The organism is Oleomonas cavernae (genome assembly GCF_003590945.1).
Lineage (GTDB): Bacteria > Pseudomonadota > Alphaproteobacteria > Zavarziniales > Zavarziniaceae > Zavarzinia > Zavarzinia cavernae.
The window spans coordinates 3214752-3232698 of the sequence record NZ_QYUK01000011.1 but is presented as its reverse complement, the minus strand read 5'-3'; the positions used below and the strand labels follow the sequence as shown (position 1 = coordinate 3232698).

The following is a 17947-nucleotide window of genomic DNA, read 5'->3' as shown; positions in this document are numbered from 1 at the left end:
AGCTTTTGGTGCGTCGCAGCATGTCGGGCCTTGGCGAGGCCTGCCCCTTGCCTTACGCTCAATTGTCATCCACGGGGTGCGCGATGTTTCAGGAGTATGCCGCGACAGCCGTTGCCGCCCCCGCCCGGGCCGAATACTGGCAGGGCGCGGTCAGCAGCGTGGTCTTCCCCCTGGCTTCGAGTTTCGAGGCGCCGGAGCGGTTTCGCGGCACCTTGAAATCCTGGGACCTGGGCCGCGCCTCGGTCGTCTACATGGCGTCGGGCGCGATCCGCTACAGCCGCGAGCGCCAGCACCTGGCGGCCGACAAGGAGGAGTGCGTGCTGGCCTCCTTTGCCGCGCGTTCCGACATCTGCTTTTCGCAGGACGGGCTGGAGCTGACCTGCCGCAAGAACCAGTTCCTGATCGAGCGCAGCCACCGCCCCTCGCTGTTCGTGCAGCCCGACGTGAACGAGATCTGGTCGCTGAAACTGCCGATCAGCCAGTTGCGCCCGCGCATCCGCACCATCGACCAGTGGACCTCGCTGGTCTGCGACGCCGAAAACGGTGCCGGCGGCATGCTGTTCGACATGCTGCGCCTGGTGCCGCGGCGTATCGCCGGGGCCGACCCTGCGGTGCTGGACGGCATCGGCCGCTCCCTGCTCGATCTCCTGGTGCTGGCGATCGAGAACGATCCCCGCGCGCTGACCAGCCGCAAATCGTCGGTCCAGGCCGGGCACCTGGCCCGGATCGAACGCTTCATCCGCCAGAACCTGTCCAATCCCGCCCTGTCGGCCGACCTGATCGCGCGGGCGCATGGCATTTCCACCCGCTACCTGCACTGCCTGTTCAGCGGCAGCGAGCTGTCCCTGGGCCAGTGGATCCGCGAATTGCGGCTGGAAGCCTGCCGCGAGCAACTGTCCGAGCCGGCCTGCCGCGAGACGGTGGCCGAGATCGCCTATCGCTGGGGCTTCAGCGACCAGGCCCGGTTCAGCCGTCACTTCAAGGCGCGCTTCGGCCACAGCCCGCGCGCGGCCCGTGCGCTGGCGCGGGGTGGGTTACGCTAAGCGGGATCAATAGAATTTATAATTGATCGTGTAGACGAATTTCAGCTTTTGATAGGGATAGGCGGTGGGAAGCGGCGGAAAGGTCATGCGCTCGAACATTTGCCGCGTGACCTCGTCGACATCTTCGTTGCCGCTCGACTTGGCAACTGTTGCCGCCTCGATCCGGCCGCTGCGGTCGACCGTGAGGCCGATACCTGCGGACGTCGCATCATGCTGGAGCCGGGCGATTAGCGGGAAGTTCATATTTTCGCGAACGATGGTGCGAACCTCGGCGCGCCAAGCATCAAAGATCGACGGGTCGACCTCATGTTTTGCTTCGTCCGGGGCCTTGGGTTCGTCGGCTGTCTCCAGCCACTTCGGGGATACGCCTTTCGGGTAGAGCTCCAAGGAGTCCAAGGCCCCGGCCGGTGCGCCGGTCAGCCAGATTGAGATCGCCAGCATGGCAAGGGCGAGGTATCGCATGTCAGGCCTGTCTGCGCTGCCCGGCCGGGTCAGTCCCGGAAATCGTAGCGGATGGTGTAGAGGAAACTCAGCTTTTCGTGCCCATAGCTGGCTGGCAACGGCGGCAGGGCCAGGTTTTCGAAGAAGCGCTTGGTAACGTCATCAATATCTTCATTGCCGCTGGGCTTTTCCACGGTGGCCGAATCGACCTTGCCGCTGCGGTCGATGACCAGGCGGATGCCGGTGGTGCCGCCCTGGCGGCTGAGCCTGCCGGCCAGCGGGAAGGTGAGCGTGGCGTCGACGATTTCGGCGACCTGGTCCTGCCAGGCGTCCAGGTCGGCATTCGCCTCGGCGCCGGGGGCGGGAACCTTGTACTTGGCGGGCGCGTCGGTCTTCTTGTTGAAATCGCTCGAACCGGTGGCCGCCGATACTGGTGCGCTGCCCAGGGCCATGACGACCGCCAGGGCGGCTGGAACAAAGCGCTGCATTTCGATGTCACGACCTCGGCTGACGGAACAGTGCCCATTGTGCCGAAAGGCCGCGCCGCATCAATATCAAAAATTGGGCTGCGGGCTTCATTGCAATTTAAGGTCGGCGCCCCCGCGGGCCGCAGGCCTAGTCTGAAAGGACGATGCCGCCATTTTGGATTTAATCCCTTCTTGGGCGTAATAGAACCCAAAACAAAGAGCTTCCGGCGTGATCGGGGGCCGGGAGGGCGAGCATGGTGGGGATGCGGGGCAGGATGGGCCGGGCGGTGGTTGGCTTGGCGATGCTGGTGGGGAGCACGGCGGCCAGGGCCGAGACGATCGAGCTGGGCGACGGCTTCGTCCTCGATTTCGGCGGCACCGCGACCTACAGCCTCGGCGTCAGGACCGAGGATCGCGACAGCCGGCTGACCGATCCCAACCGGTCCGACAGCGCCAATGCCAATGACGGCGATTTCAACTTCGACCAAGGCGCGCTGATCAACAACCGCGCCGCCCTGGTGCTGGAAGGCGGCATTCACGACGACCATATCGGCGCCTTCGTGCGCGGCAGCGGCTTCTACGACGATGCCTATCGCAACCCCAACGACAATGCGCCGGGCAACCGGGTCAACAAGTTCGGGCCGGCGGACGAATTCACCGACGAGACCCAGGACTATCATTGGTGGCGGGTGCGGCTGCTCGATGCCTATGCCTATGGCCGCTTCGACCTGGGCGACATGCCGGTCGACCTGCGCGCCGGGCGCCAGGTCGTCTCGTGGGGCGAGAGCCTGTTCTTTCCCAATATCGCCGGCTCGCAGAATCCCTATGACGTGACCAAGCTGATGGTGCCCGGCGCGGAAGTGAAGGATTACGTTCTGCCCACCCTGCAGGCCTCGGCCCGCATCAGCCCGACGCCGTGGCTGAGCTTTGCCGCCTACTACCAGTTCGAGTTCGAGAAGAACGAACTCGACGGGGTAGGGAGTTATTTCAGCTACAGCGATATCGTCGGCCCCGGCGCCACCTTCATGGATACGCTCACCCCGTTTCCCTTGATGCGCCAGGCGGATGTGAAGCCGCCCGACCTGGGGCAATGGGGCGTCTCGGCCCATGTCGCGGTCGGCGATGCAACCGACCTCGGCCTCTATGCCCTGGTCTACCACGACAAGGCGCCGACAGTGACCTTCGGCACCATGCTACTGCCCGTGGCGCCGCCGCTGCCGATCTTCGTGGCGATTCCGATCGACTACCGGCTGACCTATGTCGAGGATATCACGCTCCTGGGGGCGAGCTTCACCACCGCGGTCGGCAATGTCACGGTGGCAGGTGAACTCAGCTATCGCGACGGCGCGCCGGTGCTGGTCGATGTCCCCACCGGCCTGCCGACGGCCCTGCCCATGGCAAGCCCAGGGCAACTGCTGCAAGGCAACCTGTCGTTCGTGAACGTCCTGCCGGTGACGGTGCTGGCCGATTCGACGCGCCTGCTGGGCGAGGTGACGATGGTCCATGTGCTGGATGTCGACGGGGTGGCGCCGCCGGTCATCAACGGCTTCCTGCCGCCGCCGGCGAAGGTCGGCATCGACGACCTGACCTTTGCCCGCACCAGCGCGGCCCTCGAGCTGCAGGTCGAATTCGGCTACACCAATGTCTTCGACGGCTGGGACATGAGCGTGCCCGTGACCTATCAGGGCGTGATCTTCGGGCCGTCGGCCCTGCCGGGCAGCCTGGGGCCGCTGGTGGGCATCGGCGACCACCGCCTGAGCCTCGGCGTCGACTTCACCTACCTGAACAACCTGGAAATCGGCCTGCGCTACAATTTCCTGTTCGGCGAGGGCGATACCCGCGACCGGCCGCTGGCCGACCGAGACTATGCCACCCTGGCGGTCAGCTATGGGTTCTAGCCCACGAACAGCTTGTCGCGGCGTTCGCGCTTGCGGAACAGGACCAGGAACAGGAGGCCGATGACGCCGAACAGCAGCAGGCCGGGGACGCGCAGGATGCTGGTGATGCCCGGGTTCCAGATTTCGGGGAGGGTGTAGCCGGAGACGGCCTCGCCCACCTGCGTCAGGCTGTTGAGGTCGAGCGCCGCCCACAATTCACCCAGCGCGAGCAGGCCCGGCGCGCCGCGTTCGAGCATGGCCATCGCATCGGCACCAAAGCACATCAGCGCCAGACCGATAAAAACCCAGCCCAAAAACCGTCCAACCATGCAATCGCCCTCCCGGCGCTTTCGCGGCGCATCATGGCAAGGGGCGCAGCCAATCTCAAGAATGGGGCGAGAATGGGGCTGGGCCGGCCTCGTCCGCTTCCAGCCAGCCGCGGTAGCGAACCATGCGGCCGACCAGGGGCAGGCTCAGCGCCACGTCGAAATGAAAGCGTCCTTGCGCATCGATGGTTTCTTCTACCGCGATCCTGGGCTCGAGGAAACCCGGCAGGGGCAGGCGCCCCAGGCGCCAGCCCGCGATGTCGTAACGCAAGCCGCCCGGCGTGGGGGTGAGGCGCAGCGGAAAGTGGAACGGGCCGAAACACTCGACCACGCCGCCGCCGCCATCGGGGCGCAGGTGCGAGGAAAAAAGGTGACCGCCGAAATCGCGCCGCCACCGCTCGCCCCGGCCGTCCCGCGCGATGGTCACGCGCACCGGCACGTCGGCCAGGGTCGGGGGAAAGCCGAAGAGGCGGGCGACCAGGCGACCCAGGGGATTGGCGGCGCCGTCGACCCGGCCCCGGCCACGAAAGGCGGCCCACCAGCCGGGGCTGTGCAGCGTGCGGATCGGTGCTGGCAGGTGGGCGAAGCCTGGCCCGACCGCGCCGGCGAACAGGGGCGGGCTGTCGTCGGTTTCGCCGTCGGTTTGCGTGGTGATCCGGTGGCGGTCGAATTCCGCCGCGATGGTGGCGAGGGGCAGCAGCCCGACACAGGGCACCGCGCCGGGGGCCGGTCCCCTGCCGGCGGCGATCGACCTGATCAGCGCCAATGCCGGCAGGGTGGGCACATAGAGCCCCTGGCCCGCCTCGGCCCACAGGATCCAGCGCCGCCGGCAACGCCTGCCCGCGGCGTCCAGCCCCTTGACCTCCACCACCATGCCGCCCCGGTCGGTGCCGAAGGCCAGCAGGCGGTCGGCGCACCAATGCAGCGGCCGGGCCAGGGGTGTCAGCGCGCGCAGCAGGCGGGCGCGGACGAGCAGGCCCAGGGCGTAGAGCCCCAGGTGCAGGATCGGCAGTTCCAGCCCGGCGCGGAAGATCGCGCTGCGCCGGGGCGCCGCCCGCCGCGGCAGCAGCACGAGATCCGGGGCATCGCACAGGGCCAGCCAGCGCGCACCCAGGGGGCCGATCCGGCGGCGAGCCAGCATCGAGAAGCCGGGACGGCTGGCCCATTGCCCATCGACCAGCACGCGCACCGGCCGGCCGACATAGGACAGGATCGCCCGCACCACCGAGAGGCCGCGGGGCGCACGGTTGCCGGGGGATATGGCGACCTCGACCGTGTCCAGGCGCTGCCAGCCCAAGGTCAGGTCGTCGACCACGGCGGCGGAGAGGGCCGGGGTCGAACTGGCCCCGGCCACGACGGCGACACCGGCCCGCTTTGCGGCGCCGTCCAATTGCTCGATGCTCGAGACAAAGCCGGTGGCATCGGCCAGGTCGAGATAGGGGATGCCGGCGGCGATCGCGGCGCGCGGCAGGGCGAGGTCGGTGAACTGGAACGGGCCGGCGGCATCGACCAGGAGGCCGGCGCCCAAGGCGCTGAGTGCGGCGGCGGTGACCGCCGCCCGGTCCAGGGCAATGCCCGTGATTGCCCGCCCGGGAAAGCGCCGTTGCAGTTGGGCGGCGGTCTCTCGTGCCTTGGCGCCGTCACGGCCGGCAACGACCAGGGCCAGGTCGGTGGTGGCGGCCAGCCCTTCGGCGAGGCGGCTGCCGAAGGTGCCGCTGCCGCCGATCAACAGCACCGCCCCGGGCATGGTTCAGCGTGGCGGCAGGGTCGGCGGGGCGAAGCGGTGGGCCTGGGCGGGGTCGGGCACGACGCAATGGTCATAGCGGCCGAACAGCCAGTAGCGGTTGCGGGCGATGCGGTCGTAGAGCCAGTTCCGCAGGCCGCGCGGCAGGATCATGGTGATCCTGATCCAGCGCCAGCCGGGCAAGGTCTCCAGCACCTTGACCGCCGACTCCCATTTGAAATAGGCCTTGTCGCCGATGACGATGGCATTGGATTGGGGCATGTCGGGATGGATGCCGAAGCGGGCGGCCAGGGCACGGCCGGCCGGGTCCTGGATCGGCAGGAACCGGAAACGCTGGGCCTCGTCGCGGCGGATGACGAAGCGTACCCAGCCGTCACACAGCACGCAGACCCCGTCGAACAGGATCAGGCCGTCCGGGAGATCGGCGGCGGGTGCTGGCGCCCAGTTCGGCGACATGACAGGCCCTCACATTATTTCGGAGAGCAGAGGCTGATCCTGCGGCCGGGGCGGATCAACCGCCAAAAGGTCGCGGGGCAGCGCTCGATCGGAAAATACGCGCGGGGCCTGCGGCGCGCGCCTGCCGCGCCAATTGTCGCGCCCCTGCCGCCGGGCGCAAGGAGGGAGATGCCCGGCGGCAGGGGCCGACGCTCGTCAGGCAGCGGCGGCGAAGCTGCGCGTCTTGGCGAGGGTGGCGACGCGTTCGCCCAGACGCTCGGCCGTGCGCTGGTCGGCGGCGGGCGGGCCGGCTTCCGGGCCCTGGTCGGCATTGGACTGGGCCATGGCGCCCAGGAAGCTGCCCAGGCGGTTCAGGTCCTCGACGCTGCCCTTGGAATTGTTGTTGCCCGGCGGCAGGTCGAGGCCGATCCAGATCATGGCGTGCTGGGCGGCGAAGATCGCCAGTTCGACCAGCACGTTCAGCTTGTCGCCGCTCTGGCTGGCGGAATTGGTGAAGCCGGCGGCCAGCTTGTCCTTCCAGCCCTGCGTGTACCAGACTTTGGACGACTTCTCGGCGAACTGGCGGAACGCGGCCGAGGCGGCGCCCATGTAGGTGGGCGAGCCGAAGATGATGGCATCGGCCGCGGCCAGGTCGTCCCAGTGGGCGTCGACCTCGTCGACCTTGATGAGGTTGACGGTGGCGTTGCCGACCCGGCGGGCGCCGCGGGCGACGGCCTCGGCCTGGACCGCGGTATGGCCGTAGCCGGAATGATAGACGATGGCGATATTCGACATGGGGGAGGCGTCCCTTGATTGCGATGACGCCACAAAGGTAGTTTTTAAAACTACTAAATCAAGAGCCGCTGATCAGCGCCGCCAGATTTTTTTGTCCCAGCCGCTCGATCACCGCCGACTTCGCATCCGAGAACACCGGGCACAGCAGGCCGTTGATGCGCTGGCCCACCGTGCAGGCGGGGTTTGGATTGTGGTGGCGGGCGAAAATTTCGCCTTCCTCGATCGCCTGGTAGACCTGGCCCAGCGTGATCTCCGCCGCCGGCCGGCTGAGCCGGAAGCCGCCCTCCCGGCCGCGCTGGGCGGTGACCAGGCCGGCCTCGCGCAACTGGCCGACGATGCGCCGGATCATCACCGGATGGCTGCCGGTGCTGGCGGCGAGGCAGTCCGAATTCAAGGGGCGGTCGCCTTCTGTTCCCAGCAGGACCAGAACGTGCAAGGCGACGGCGAAGTGGCTGGATGACTGTGCCATGGCCCTAATATGGCGTGTGTTGCCGCCCGCTGCCAGATCGGGCGTGATGTGCCAGCGCGGCAAATTTGCGCTGGGGCAAAACGGCGTCTGCGCCCTGGCACCTCTTTGTGCCATCATCGGGCCTATGAGACGTCCCATGCTGCGCCGCGAAATCGCCGTGCTTCTGACGATCAAGCTGATCGCCCTGGCCGGGCTTTGGTATTTCTTCTTCCGGCCGGAGCTCAAGGTGCGGGTCGATCCGCCTGCGGTGGAACAGCATCTTTTCGAGACCGGCAGCAGGGCGCCGGGCAACGGGAGTTGAACCTCATGGAAGCCGTCGATCTCGCCCGCCTGCAGTTCGCCGTCACCGCGCTCTATCATTTCCTGTTCGTGCCCTTGACGCTCGGCCTCTCCATCCTGCTGGGCATCATGGAGACGGTCTATGTCATGACCGGGCGTACCATCTGGCGCGACATGGTGAAATTCTGGGGCACCCTGTTCGGCATCAACTTTGCCATGGGGGTCGCCACCGGTATCACCATGGAATTCCAGTTCGGCACCAACTGGGCCTACTACTCCCACTTCGTCGGCGATATCTTCGGCGTGCCCTTGGCGATCGAAGGGGCGATGGCCTTCTTCCTCGAAGCGACCATGATCGGCCTGTTCTTCTTCGGCTGGAACAAGCTCTCGAAGGTCAAGCACCTGATGGTGACCTGGGCGCTGGCCCTGGCCACCAACCTGTCGGCCCTGTGGATCCTGATTGCCAACGGCTGGATGCAGCACCCCACCGGTGCCTATTTCAATACCGACACCATGCGCATGGAACTGGCCGATTTCATGGCAATCTTCTTCAACCAGGTCGGCCAGGCGAAATTCGTCCACACCGTCAGTGCCGGCTATGTAACCGGCGCGGTGTTCGTGCTGGCAATCAGCGCCTTCTACCTGCTGGCGGGGCGGCACAAGGACCTGGCCCGGCGCTCGATGACGGTGGCCGCCAGCTTCGGCCTGGCCTCGGCGCTGTCGGTCGTGGTGCTGGGCGACGAGAGCGGCTATGTCGCGGGCGAGAACCAGAAGATGAAGATCGCCGCGATCGAGGCGATGTGGGAAACCCAGCCGGCGCCGGCCTCGCTCACCCTGTTCGGCCTGCCCGATGTCGAGGCGCGCACCACCCACTACGCGCTCGAGATCCCCTGGGTTCTGGGCCTGATCGCCACCCGATCCACGGACAAGACGGTGTTGGGCATCGACGACTTGGTGATCGAGGCCGAGCGGCGCATCAAGGACGGCCTGATCGCCTATGTGGCGCTGGAGAAGCTGCAGGCCGATCGCGGCAATGCGGATCTGAAAGCCGCGGCCGTGGCCCATGTGGACAATCTGGGTTACGCCCTGCTCTTGAAAAAGATCCGCCCCGACATCGAGAATGCGACGGAGGCTGAGATCGCCACGGCCGCGGCCTTCACCATTCCCGACGTGCCGGTGCTATTCTGGTCGTTCCGCCTGATGGTCGCCTGCGGTTTCTGGTTCATCGCGCTGTTCGCCGTGGCCTTCGTGCTGGCCTCGCGCCGCTGGCTGGAACGCTACCGCCTGTTCCTGTGGGCGGCGGTGCTCACCCTGCCGCTGCCCTGGGTGGCGGCGGAGCTGGGCTGGATCGTCGCCGAATACGGGCGCCAGCCCTGGGCGGTCGAAGGCCTGCTGCCGACCTTTATGGCGGCGTCGACGGCCTCCTCGGGCAATGTCCTGATCAGCCTGCTGGCCTTCGTCGCCTTCTATACCACCCTGCTCGTGGTCGATATTTTCCTGATGATCAAATATGTGCGCCTGGGCCCCGACAAGGTCCTGGGCCACCCGGTGGCGCCGGCACGGGCGCGCGATCCGATCATCGTGGCGGGGGAGTGAGGGCCATGCTCGACTACGAAACCCTGCGCCTGATCTGGTGGGTGCTGCTGGGCGTCCTGCTGATCGGCTTTGCCGTCATGGACGGCTTCGATCTGGGCGTCGGCACCCTGCTGCCCTTCGTCGCGCGCAGCGACATGGAACGCCGGGTGGTGATCAATACCGTGGGCCCGGTGTGGGAAGGCAATCAGGTGTGGCTGATCCTGGGCGCCGGCGCCATCTTCGCCGCCTGGCCGGCGCTTTATGCCGCCGCCTTCTCGGGCTTCTACTTCGCCATGTTCCTGGTCTTGTGGGCGCTGATCCTGCGCCCGGTGGGCTTCAAGTTCCGCTCCAAGGTCGAACATGCCACCTGGCGCTCGGTCTGGGACTGGGCCTTGTTCGTGGGCGGCGCGGTGCCGGCGCTGATCTTCGGCGTCGCCTTCGGCAACCTGTTTCTGGGCGTCGACTTCACCTTCGATGCGACCCTGCGCTTCCTGCCGCAGATCTCGCTCCTCTCGCTGCTCAGCCCCTTTGCCCTGTTGTTCGGCCTGGTCAGCGTGGCCATGGTGGTGTTCCACGGCGCCACCTGGCTGAACCTCAAGACCACCGACGCGGTGAAGGCCCGGGCCGGGCGGGCCATGGTCTATGCCGGCCTTGCCTTCATCGTGCTGTTCGTGCTGGCGGGTTTCTGGCTTCGGATTCAGGACGGCTACGTCATAACCTCGCCACTGGTGACCGACGGTCCCTCGAACCCGATGCTCAAGACGGTGGACTATGTACCCGGCGGCTGGTTCGCCAATTACGACGCCCATGCGGTGCTATGGGTGCTGCCTGTGCTGGCGGTTTTGGGCGTGCTGGCGGCGATCGCCTTGCGCGGCTGGCCGCTGGCGGCTTTCGCGGCCTCGGCCCTGGTGCCGCTCGGCACCATCGGCACGGCGGGCTGGGCCCTGTTCCCGTTCTTGCTGCCGTCGCGCAGCAATCCGGCCGTCAGCCTGACCGTGTGGGACACCTCGTCGAGCAAGCTGACGCTCGCGGTGATGCTGGGCGCGGTGCTGATCTTCATGCCGTTGGTCGTGGCCTATACCGGCTGGGTCTACCGGGTGCTGCGCGGCCCGGTGCGGCCCGAGCACATCGCCGCCGATCATTCATCCTACTGAGAGGAGAAAGCCGATGTGGTACTTCGCCTGGGTTCTGGGGCTGGGCCTGGCCTGCTCCTTCGCCGTGCTCAACGCCATGTGGCTGGAGCTGAAGGAAGACGCGGACGCCTGATTTCCGCCCTTGTTGCACGCGCGCGCGACTTCGCTATAGTGCCGCCTCTCGCCGGGCGGCCCCAGTGGCCGCCCGCTGCGTCGCGGAGGGGTGGCCGAGTGGTTTAAGGCGCACGCCTGGAAAGCGTGTGGGCTCGAAAGGGCCTCGTGAGTTCGAATCTCATCCCCTCCGCCAGTCATTTTATCCTGTAATATCAATAACTTAGATGTTTTCGGCGGTGCCTCGTAACCGCGCGGAATGTCGGGCTCATTTGGCGTGGTCCCGGAAGGCGAGGCGTCTCTTACCCAGACCGTGTGGCCGCTATTCCCCGATGCTGTAGCCGGAGTCTCTGGAGGGGTGTTCCGCCAGGGCCCTTTCCTTTTCGGAAAGGGCTGGCTGGTTCGCCTGACAGCTTGCCCGCCAGCGAGTTCGCAGCGAACCGGCGTTGACGGCCTCTTTGCAAAGCTTCAGTGGACTTGGCCGCTCCCTCGCGCCTTCCTTGCCGGGCCAAGTGGAGGTGCTTATGGACGAGGTTAGGCGGGATCAGATCAACGAGTGCTTCGCCCAGGTGACCGGCCTGCTGGAGGATGCGCACGAGATCGCCGTGACCGGGCAGTCCGACCGTGCCAGCCTGGACGAACTGATGGATTGTGCAAAGGCCCTGCGACAGACTGTCGACAGGGCCTCGGCAATGGTTACGGTGATCGAAGGGCTACTCAGCTGATCCCCAGGAGTTCCATTCGCTGGCGTTGCCAGCTTGTCGGCACCTCGACATGAACCATGAGTTTCTCCGCAGTCAGATCCAAAGGCTGGCGGCCTTCGAGGATGGCCTCAACGATATCGGGAGCGAGAAAGGCCAGGCGCAGAATTCTGCGGATGGAGACCTTGGCCATCCCCTCCGTCTTGGCAATGGCGGCAATGGTAGGCCTTTCACCGGTGATCAGTTGTTGGGCCCAGGTATGCGCCCTCGCCACCGCTTTGATCAGTGTGGTGTCTGGCTTAAGTGCTTCCGCGCCATTGCCAGGCACGACGAGCTTGAACTGCGTGCCGCGCAACTTGATCCGAATTGGCAGATCCACCGAGAGGGCGTCTGCTCCTGACCTGGTTTGGATTGGTAATCCCAGCAGTTGCTGAAGTGCTGACCTGTCGAAGATGAGCCGGATGCCATCGGCCGTGAGCACGATCTGCTTGAGCGTCGGCCGAATGCGACGGTCCCACGCCACCGTGGCTTGATCCGCCATGTGCCGCTTCAGGGAAGCGACAGCCTCGAACAACGAGCCGGTCTGCTCCGGCCGGCTGATCTCCAGGACTTCTACCAGCTTGAGTGGATCCCGGACGAAGCCCCAAGTGGCTTCCTGCACGGCGCGCTCCAGTTCGCCGGCCGGCACGCGCCGCAGCTTCTCGTCGGTCCCCTTGTGAGCAGGGCGCTCGACGTAATAGCGATATCGCTTGCCGCCCTTGTTCGCATGATTGAGGGCGAAGGTCTTGCCATGCTGATCGACCAGCAGGCCTGCAAGCCAGCCGGGCTCGGTGACGGGCCACTGCGCCCGCTTCCTCGGTCCTTGCGTGTTGTTGGCAAGCAAGGTCTGCACGGCATCCCAGGTCACCTGATCGATGATCGCGGGGTGCGCACCGGCGTAGGTTTTGTCCTTGTGCCGGATGCGGCCGGCATAGACCGGGTTCGACAGCAGATGGTAGAGGTGACCGCGGCCGATGGCATTGCCGCCCGTCTCCCTGCCTGTGGAGGAGATCCGCCGCCGGGTGCGGATGTCCCTGGCCTCGATCGCCTTCAGCAGCTTCCCGACCGTGCCCAGTTCCAGGTAGAGGCTGAAGATGGTGCGGATGTCTGCCGCTTCATCCTCCTTGAAGACCAAGGTGCGGTCCTTGAGGTCATAGCCGAAGGGTGTTGTGCCCCCATCCACAGGCCCTTCTTCTTCGAGGCCGCGATCTTGTCGCGAATGCGCTCACCGGTGATCTCCCGCTCGAACTGGGCAAAGGAGAGCAGCACATTCAGCATCAGCCGTCCCATGGAGGTGGTGGTGTTGAACTGCTGGGTCACCGAGACGAAAGAGACCCCATGGGCATCGAACTGTTCGGCCAGGCGGGCGAAGTCGGGCAGGGAGCGGGTGAGGCGGTCGATCTTGTAGATGACGATGACATCGATCCGCCGGGCCTGGACCATGTCCATCAGGCGCTGCAGGGCGGGACGCTCGAGCGTCCCGCCGGAGAAGCCGCCATCATCGAAGAGATCGGGCAGGGCCTTCCAGCCCTCATGGGCCTGGGAGCGGACATAGGCCTCGCAGGCCTCCAGCTGGGCATCCAGGGAGTTGAAGTCCTGTTCGAGGCCCTCCTCTGAGGACTTGCGGGTGTAGATGGCGCAGCGGACGAGGGGCTTTCGGCTCATGACCGAGCCCCCAGGCCGAAGAACCGGGGACCAGACCATCTGGTGCCAGTGATGGCCTGCGCCACGGCGGTCAACGAGGTGAAGTGTTGGCCCGACCAGAGGAAGCCATCGGCCAGGACTTCCACCAGCTGGGTCTGGCCGTTCCATTCTCGCAGCAGGCGGGTGCCGGGGGCAGGGCCAGCCGCTACAGTCAGCACCGCCGCATGATCATTGCCACGTGCCGCTTCCTCAGCGATCCGGGCGAGACGGCGGGCCAGGGCGGGCTTCAGCCCGCCGAAGGCGTTCTCCTGCAGCCGATAGGCCAAGCCCCGTCGCAGGAAGTCGGCGCGGGCTTTGTAGGGCGCGTCCCTACCATAGAGTTCTCGCCAGCGCTGCTTCAGGGCTTCGGCGTCCAGGGTGTCGAGGGCCGCAATTGCGGCCTCGACGTCAATAGCGGCTGAGCGGCTCATGCCGCGTCACCAGTGTCCGGAGCGACGCGATAGACGCGGCCGCGATCGCCCTCGGTCTCCGAGGTGATGGTTAGGCCGAGCTTCTTCTTGAGCGTGCCGCTGATGAAACCGCGGACTGAATGGGCCTGCCAGTCGGTGGTTGCGCTGATCTCCCCGATGGTGGCACCCTCCGGCCGGCGAAGCAGGTCTAGGACCTGGGCCAGCTTGGTCCCCTGGCGGATCGCCGCCGGGTCGGGCTTGGAAGGTGCAGGCGGTTCGGTACTCTCCGCGGTCTGAGGCGGGTCGATGCCGATCGCCAGCAGGCCCGCTTCGGTGATCTTCAGGGCGAAACGCTGGCCATCACGCTCCTGCCAGGTCTTCTGGCCTCGCTCGGCAGGGCATTCCTCGATAAGCTTCCTCGCGATCAGGCTCTTGAGGACGAGCGTCGCGGCGCCGGCATTGAGCTTCAGGCTATCGGGTAGGGGCAGGGCGGCGAGGTCGCTGCGGGCAGCCGCCGCACCCAAGATGATGAGCTGGCGGTCGGTGAGGTTGGTGGTCATGAGATCCTCCGGTGGTTACGAGGCGGCAACTACCGCCCCTACCACTGCAACCCCGCAGTGGCGGGGTTCTTGGCCGAGGATTGGGTAACTAGATAGGTCTATATGGCAGGCTGCTCCTGCTCGCTATGTGCAGCATACATGCTTGCCTTTGGCAGCAAGTCCAGCGCCCTTGGCGGAAGAATTGATCTTTTGGTAGCGACGATCGAACTCGGCTGATCGCCGCCTTGCTGGCTCTGAATTGTTTCGGCTGTCCGGAAACCCGTCCGACAATCAAATTGTCCGGAAAACCCTCACCAATATCGTTTGCGGACACATCGAGATTTGGCCGCCAAACGGCCCATTGACGGACCGAGCGGGATTGGGCAACGAGCGCATCGCGTTTGCCGCTGGCCAACCACAGTCTGCTAGAGAGGAGTACGTCAGAGGGTTTACAGCTACTCCGTCAGCTGGTGCCCCGTTGGTGGCTTAGCTTCTCGTTTGTGCGCGTGAACCGGACAAACTGATCGCTTCCGTGTCGTCGCCCGTTTCAGAGCGCTCGCTTTCTGCGTCGGAGTCAGGCCCACCCGCCGTACAACAGGCTTGGGCCGCGATGTCGAGAGTCGCTTGCGATTGCCGTCATGCTTCGCGAGGCGGTTCAGAAAAAGGTGTAATCGCTGGCGTGAATGGCCGCGGCGTTTGCGAAGCTGATGACTTCGCGGATGGCGCCGTTGGCGGAATTCACCTGCCAGTGGGTGGCGTCGATCTGTACGAAGGTGGCGCCGGCCGCCGCCGTGCCGAACCCGGTGAAACGGATCGCGTCGCCCGCCGAGGCGCCGTTGCCGGTGAAGTCCACCACGGTGTCACCACTGGCCTGGCTCGCGGCGAAGACAAACAGGTCGTTGCCGGTCCCGCCCGTCAGCGTGTCGACCCCCGCGCCACCGTCGATCGTGTCCGCGCCGCCGCCGCCGTCGACGACGTCGGCCCCGCCGAGGCCGGAGAGCGTGTTGGCGCCGTTGCCGCCGGTCAGGCTGTTGGCCGCGGCATTGCCGGTGCCCGCCACCGCCTGGCTCGTGGTGATCACCAGGCTCTCGAAGCCGCTGGCCAGGGTGAAGGCGACCGTGCTGCGCACCGTGTCGGTGCCGCCGCCGCCTGCCTCGCTGACCGCGTCGCCCACGCTGTCGACGATATAGATGTCGTCGCCCAGGCCGCCGCGCAGGTCGTCGCTGCCCGCCCCGCCGTCCAGCGTGTCGTTGCCCGCCTCGCCCAGCAGGGCATCGCCGCCGCTGTTGCCCAACAGGATATCGTTGCCGTCGCCGCCCCGCAGCGTGTCGTCACCGTTGCCGCCGCCGATCGTGTCGTTGCCGCCCATGCCATAGAGGCGGTTGGCGGCATTGTTGCCGGTCATGGTGTTGTCGAGCGCGTTGCCCGTGCCCGTGGTGGTGGCGCTGCCCATCTGGACCAGGTTCTCGACGCCGGATGCCAGCGTGTGGGTGACGGAGGTCCGCACCGTGTCGATGCCGCCGCCACCTGTCTCGTCCACCACCTCGGCCAGGTTGTCCACGCTATAGATATCGTCGCCCAGCCCGCCCTTCAGCGTATCGGCCCCACGCCCGCCCGACAGGCTGTCGTTGCCGTCGCCACCGGTGATGACGTTGATCATCGCATTGCCTGTTCCGGTAAAGGCCGCGGCGCCGATATAGATCAAGTTCTCGAAATTGGCGGCCAGGGTGGAGCCGGCCACGGTGGTCCGCACCGTATCGGTGCCTTCGCCCTCCTTCTCGGTCAGCGCGTCGCCGGTGGAATCGACGATGTAGGTGTCGTCGCCTGAGCCACCGATCATGCTGTCACTGCCACCGAGCCCGCTGAGGACGTTGTCGCCGTCATTGCCGGTGAGGATGTTGTTGAGCGCATTGCCAGTGCTGTCGATGTTGCCGGCGCCGGTCAGCACCAGCCGTTCGATATTGGCGCCGAGCGTGAAGCTCACGCTGCTGTTGACTGTGTCGATGCCGGCGGCGGCACCTTCCGTCACGACATCGCCGGCATTGTCAGCCGTGTAGGTGTCGTTGCCGAGCCCGCCGGCCATGACGTCGCCGCCCGCGCCGCCGTCGATGGCATTATTGCTGTCGTTCCCGGTGATCTTGTTGGCGAGCGCGTTGCCGGTACCGTTGAGGTTGCGGGCGCCGGTCAGGACCAGGTTTTCGAGATTGGCGCCGAGCGTATAATTGATGCTCGCCTGCACGGTGTCCGCGCCGGCAACCGCGGTTTCCGTCACCACGTCGCCGACATTGTCGACCGCATAGATGTCGTCGTCCGCCCCGCCCAGCATCGTGTCGGCGCCGTCGCCGCCGTCGAGCGTATCATTGCCGGCATTGCCGTGAAGTTGGTCGGCCCCGCCGTTGCCGGTCAGCACGTTGGCGGCGCTATTGCCGGTCAGCACGTTGCCGAGTTCGTTGCCGGCGAGGTTGAAATTCGAGCCGCCCGCCACGATGGCGTTCTCGATATTGGCGTCCAGGGCGTAGGTGAGGCGGCCGACGATGCTGGACGCTGAGACCGTATCGATCCCGGCGTCGAGACCTTCGGTGACAGTATCCCATGTCAGTGAACCGTTGATGTTGGTCGCGTCGGCAAGGACGTAGGTATCGTCGCCGGTGCCGCCGATCAGCGCGTCCAGGCCGCCAAGGCCGTTGAGGGTGTCGTTACCGGCAGCCCCGAAGAGCCCATTGGCGCCGCCGTTGCCAGTCAACGCGTTATTGAGTTCGTTGCCGGTGAGGTTGAAGGCAATCGTGCCGGCGATCGCGCCGTTCTCGACATTGGTGGTCAGCGTGTAGTTGCTGTAGAAATTCGGAGAAGCGATTGGCGTTACGTTCACGAAGTCGATGCCCGCGACCGCCGCCTCGATCACCGTGTCGTAGACGTAGTCCTCGAACTGTCCGATAAAATTCCGGTCGCCGAGCTCGTAATAGTCGCCGTCGGCGCCGCCGATCAACGTGTCCAAACCGCCGAGGCCGTTCAGGAAGTCGTTGCCGCCGTTGCCAGTCAGCGTATTGGCCGCTCTGTTGTTGTCGTCGCCGTTGCCGGTGAGGCTGTTGCCGAGCTCATTGCCCACCAGGTTGAAGTTCGAGAGACCGGTGACGACGGCGTTCTCGACATTCTCGTCGAGCGCGTAGGTGAGACGGCCGACGGTGCTCGAAACCAGGGCCGTATCGGTGCCGTTGCCGATCTCCTCGACGATCTCGTCGAATTGCAGCGCGCCGTCGATCGAGACCGTGTCGGCAAGAACGAAGACATCGTTCCCTGGACCACCGTATAGCGAGTCGAAGCCGCTCCCCCCGTCGAGCCTGTCGTTGTCCAGCCCGCCATCAAGGTCGTCCGCGCCGCCCCTGCCTTCCAGCGTGTCGTGGCCCTCGTCGCCCAGGATGATATTGATGCCGTCGTTGCCGCGCAGCGTGTCGCTGTAGATGGACCCGATCAAATGCTCGATCGAGCTGTAGGTGTCGCCGGCGGCGTCGCCTGTGTTCGCCGCGGGATTGGCGAGGTCCGCCGTGACGGGAAAGAAATATTCGGCGGCATCCTCGCCAAAACTGCCATTGAGGAAATCGGCGCCCGGCCCGCCGTTCAATAGGTCGTTTCCGGAAAGGCCATTCAGCCTGTCATTGCCGCCGAAGCCGTATAGGCCATCCCCTTCATCGAAGGGGTCGGTGAGAGTGTCGTCATTCTCGGTGCCGCGGATTGTATGGCCCGTGACGAATACGATCGACATGGCGTTCTTTCCGGCGGCCCAGCTGCGCCTGAAACTCGACTTGATCCGCGCCGCTGGCGACCGTCGTGCCGTCGGCAGTGAAGAACCACGCCCGGATCTCCGCGACCGGCGTCTCACAGA

19 protein-coding genes and 1 tRNA gene are annotated in these 17947 nt (G+C 65.9%); 8 read left to right on the top strand and 12 right to left on the bottom strand.

The window, feature by feature from the left end; translation table 11 throughout:
• The first annotated feature begins 83 nt into the window (after positions 1-83).
• Complete coding sequence (locus tag D3874_RS19465) at positions 84-1043, top strand: helix-turn-helix domain-containing protein (RefSeq protein ID WP_158596112.1); 960 nt, start codon at positions 84-86, stop codon at positions 1041-1043.
• A gap of 6 nt (positions 1044-1049) precedes the next feature.
• Here D3874_RS19465 and D3874_RS19460 read toward each other — a convergent pair whose 3' ends face one another.
• Entirely contained in the window at positions 1050-1505 is a 456-nt protein-coding gene (locus D3874_RS19460) for a TonB family protein (protein WP_119779857.1), read from the bottom strand.
• A gap of 29 nt (positions 1506-1534) precedes the next feature.
• On the bottom strand, positions 1535-1972 hold the full coding sequence (locus tag D3874_RS19455; protein WP_119779855.1) for a TonB family protein: 438 nt from the start codon (positions 1970-1972) through the stop codon (positions 1535-1537).
• 233 nt (positions 1973-2205) lie between these two features.
• Between D3874_RS19455 and D3874_RS19450 the strand changes: the two genes are divergently transcribed.
• Complete coding sequence (locus tag D3874_RS19450) at positions 2206-3849, top strand: DUF1302 domain-containing protein (protein ID WP_119779853.1); 1644 nt, start codon at positions 2206-2208, stop codon at positions 3847-3849.
• Here D3874_RS19450 and D3874_RS19445 read toward each other — a convergent pair.
• From D3874_RS19445 to D3874_RS28645, 5 genes are all read right to left on the bottom strand, one after another.
• A complete protein-coding gene (locus D3874_RS19445; RefSeq protein ID WP_147385735.1) occupies positions 3846-4157 on the bottom strand; it encodes a hypothetical protein in 312 nt (103 codons plus the stop codon). The two genes, D3874_RS19450 and D3874_RS19445, sit on opposite strands and share 4 nt — an antisense overlap.
• Positions 4158-4212: 55 nt before the next feature.
• Entirely contained in the window at positions 4213-5901 is a 1689-nt protein-coding gene (locus D3874_RS19440) for an SDR family oxidoreductase (protein ID WP_119779849.1), read from the bottom strand.
• Positions 5902-5904: 3 nt separating this feature from the next.
• On the bottom strand, positions 5905-6354 hold the full coding sequence (locus D3874_RS19435) for a thiol-disulfide oxidoreductase DCC family protein (protein ID WP_119779846.1): 450 nt from the start codon (positions 6352-6354) through the stop codon (positions 5905-5907).
• 195 nt (positions 6355-6549) lie between these two features.
• Entirely contained in the window at positions 6550-7128 is a 579-nt protein-coding gene (locus D3874_RS19430; RefSeq protein ID WP_119779844.1) for a flavodoxin family protein, read from the bottom strand.
• A gap of 58 nt (positions 7129-7186) precedes the next feature.
• Positions 7187-7597, bottom strand: a complete 411-nt coding sequence (locus D3874_RS28645) for an RrF2 family transcriptional regulator (protein WP_158596111.1) — start codon at positions 7595-7597, stop codon at positions 7187-7189.
• A gap of 136 nt (positions 7598-7733) precedes the next feature.
• On the opposite strand from D3874_RS28645, the gene cydP reads away from it, so the two are divergent.
• From cydP to D3874_RS19400, 6 genes are all read left to right on the top strand, one after another.
• Positions 7734-7898, top strand: coding sequence for a cytochrome oxidase putative small subunit CydP (cydP, locus tag D3874_RS28640; protein WP_158596110.1), 165 nt, complete (start codon positions 7734-7736; stop codon positions 7896-7898).
• A gap of 5 nt (positions 7899-7903) precedes the next feature.
• The gene (locus D3874_RS19420) at positions 7904-9472 is read left to right on the top strand and encodes a cytochrome ubiquinol oxidase subunit I (RefSeq protein ID WP_119779840.1); all 1569 of its coding nucleotides are present in this window, start codon (positions 7904-7906) and stop codon (positions 9470-9472) included.
• Positions 9473-9477: 5 nt separating this feature from the next.
• Complete coding sequence (gene cydB, locus D3874_RS19415; protein ID WP_119779838.1) at positions 9478-10605, top strand: cytochrome d ubiquinol oxidase subunit II; 1128 nt, start codon at positions 9478-9480, stop codon at positions 10603-10605.
• Between the two features lie 13 nt (positions 10606-10618).
• The gene (gene cydX / locus D3874_RS19410; protein ID WP_119779836.1) at positions 10619-10717 is read left to right on the top strand and encodes a cytochrome bd-I oxidase subunit CydX; all 99 of its coding nucleotides are present in this window, start codon (positions 10619-10621) and stop codon (positions 10715-10717) included.
• An 84-nt stretch (positions 10718-10801) separates the two neighbouring features.
• Positions 10802-10891 (top strand) — tRNA-Ser (locus tag D3874_RS19405).
• Between the two features lie 328 nt (positions 10892-11219).
• Positions 11220-11420, top strand: coding sequence for a basic helix-loop-helix domain-containing protein (locus tag D3874_RS19400; protein ID WP_147385734.1), 201 nt, complete (start codon positions 11220-11222; stop codon positions 11418-11420).
• Here the strand turns inward: D3874_RS19400 and D3874_RS19395 are convergent.
• From D3874_RS19395 to D3874_RS19380, 5 genes are all read right to left on the bottom strand, one after another.
• Positions 11413-12570 (bottom strand): recombinase family protein, encoded by a 1158-nt coding sequence (locus D3874_RS19395; RefSeq protein WP_199699164.1) that lies wholly within the window; start codon positions 12568-12570, stop codon positions 11413-11415. The genes D3874_RS19400 and D3874_RS19395 overlap by 8 nt on opposite strands.
• Positions 12486-13100 carry a recombinase family protein gene (locus tag D3874_RS29500; protein ID WP_199699163.1) on the bottom strand — a complete coding sequence of 205 codons (615 nt, stop codon included), beginning with the start codon at positions 13098-13100 and terminating at the stop codon, positions 12486-12488. The genes D3874_RS19395 and D3874_RS29500 overlap by 85 nt, the downstream gene beginning before the upstream one ends.
• The gene (locus D3874_RS19390) at positions 13097-13549 is read right to left on the bottom strand and encodes a DUF2924 domain-containing protein (RefSeq protein WP_119779832.1); all 453 of its coding nucleotides are present in this window, start codon (positions 13547-13549) and stop codon (positions 13097-13099) included. The genes D3874_RS29500 and D3874_RS19390 overlap by 4 nt, the downstream gene beginning before the upstream one ends.
• Entirely contained in the window at positions 13546-14088 is a 543-nt protein-coding gene (locus tag D3874_RS19385; RefSeq protein ID WP_119779830.1) for a DUF3489 domain-containing protein, read from the bottom strand. The genes D3874_RS19390 and D3874_RS19385 overlap by 4 nt, the downstream gene beginning before the upstream one ends.
• Before the next feature lie 634 nt (positions 14089-14722).
• The gene (locus D3874_RS19380) at positions 14723-17827 is read right to left on the bottom strand and encodes a calcium-binding protein (RefSeq protein ID WP_119779827.1); all 3105 of its coding nucleotides are present in this window, start codon (positions 17825-17827) and stop codon (positions 14723-14725) included.
• Positions 17828-17947 lie beyond the last annotated feature (120 nt).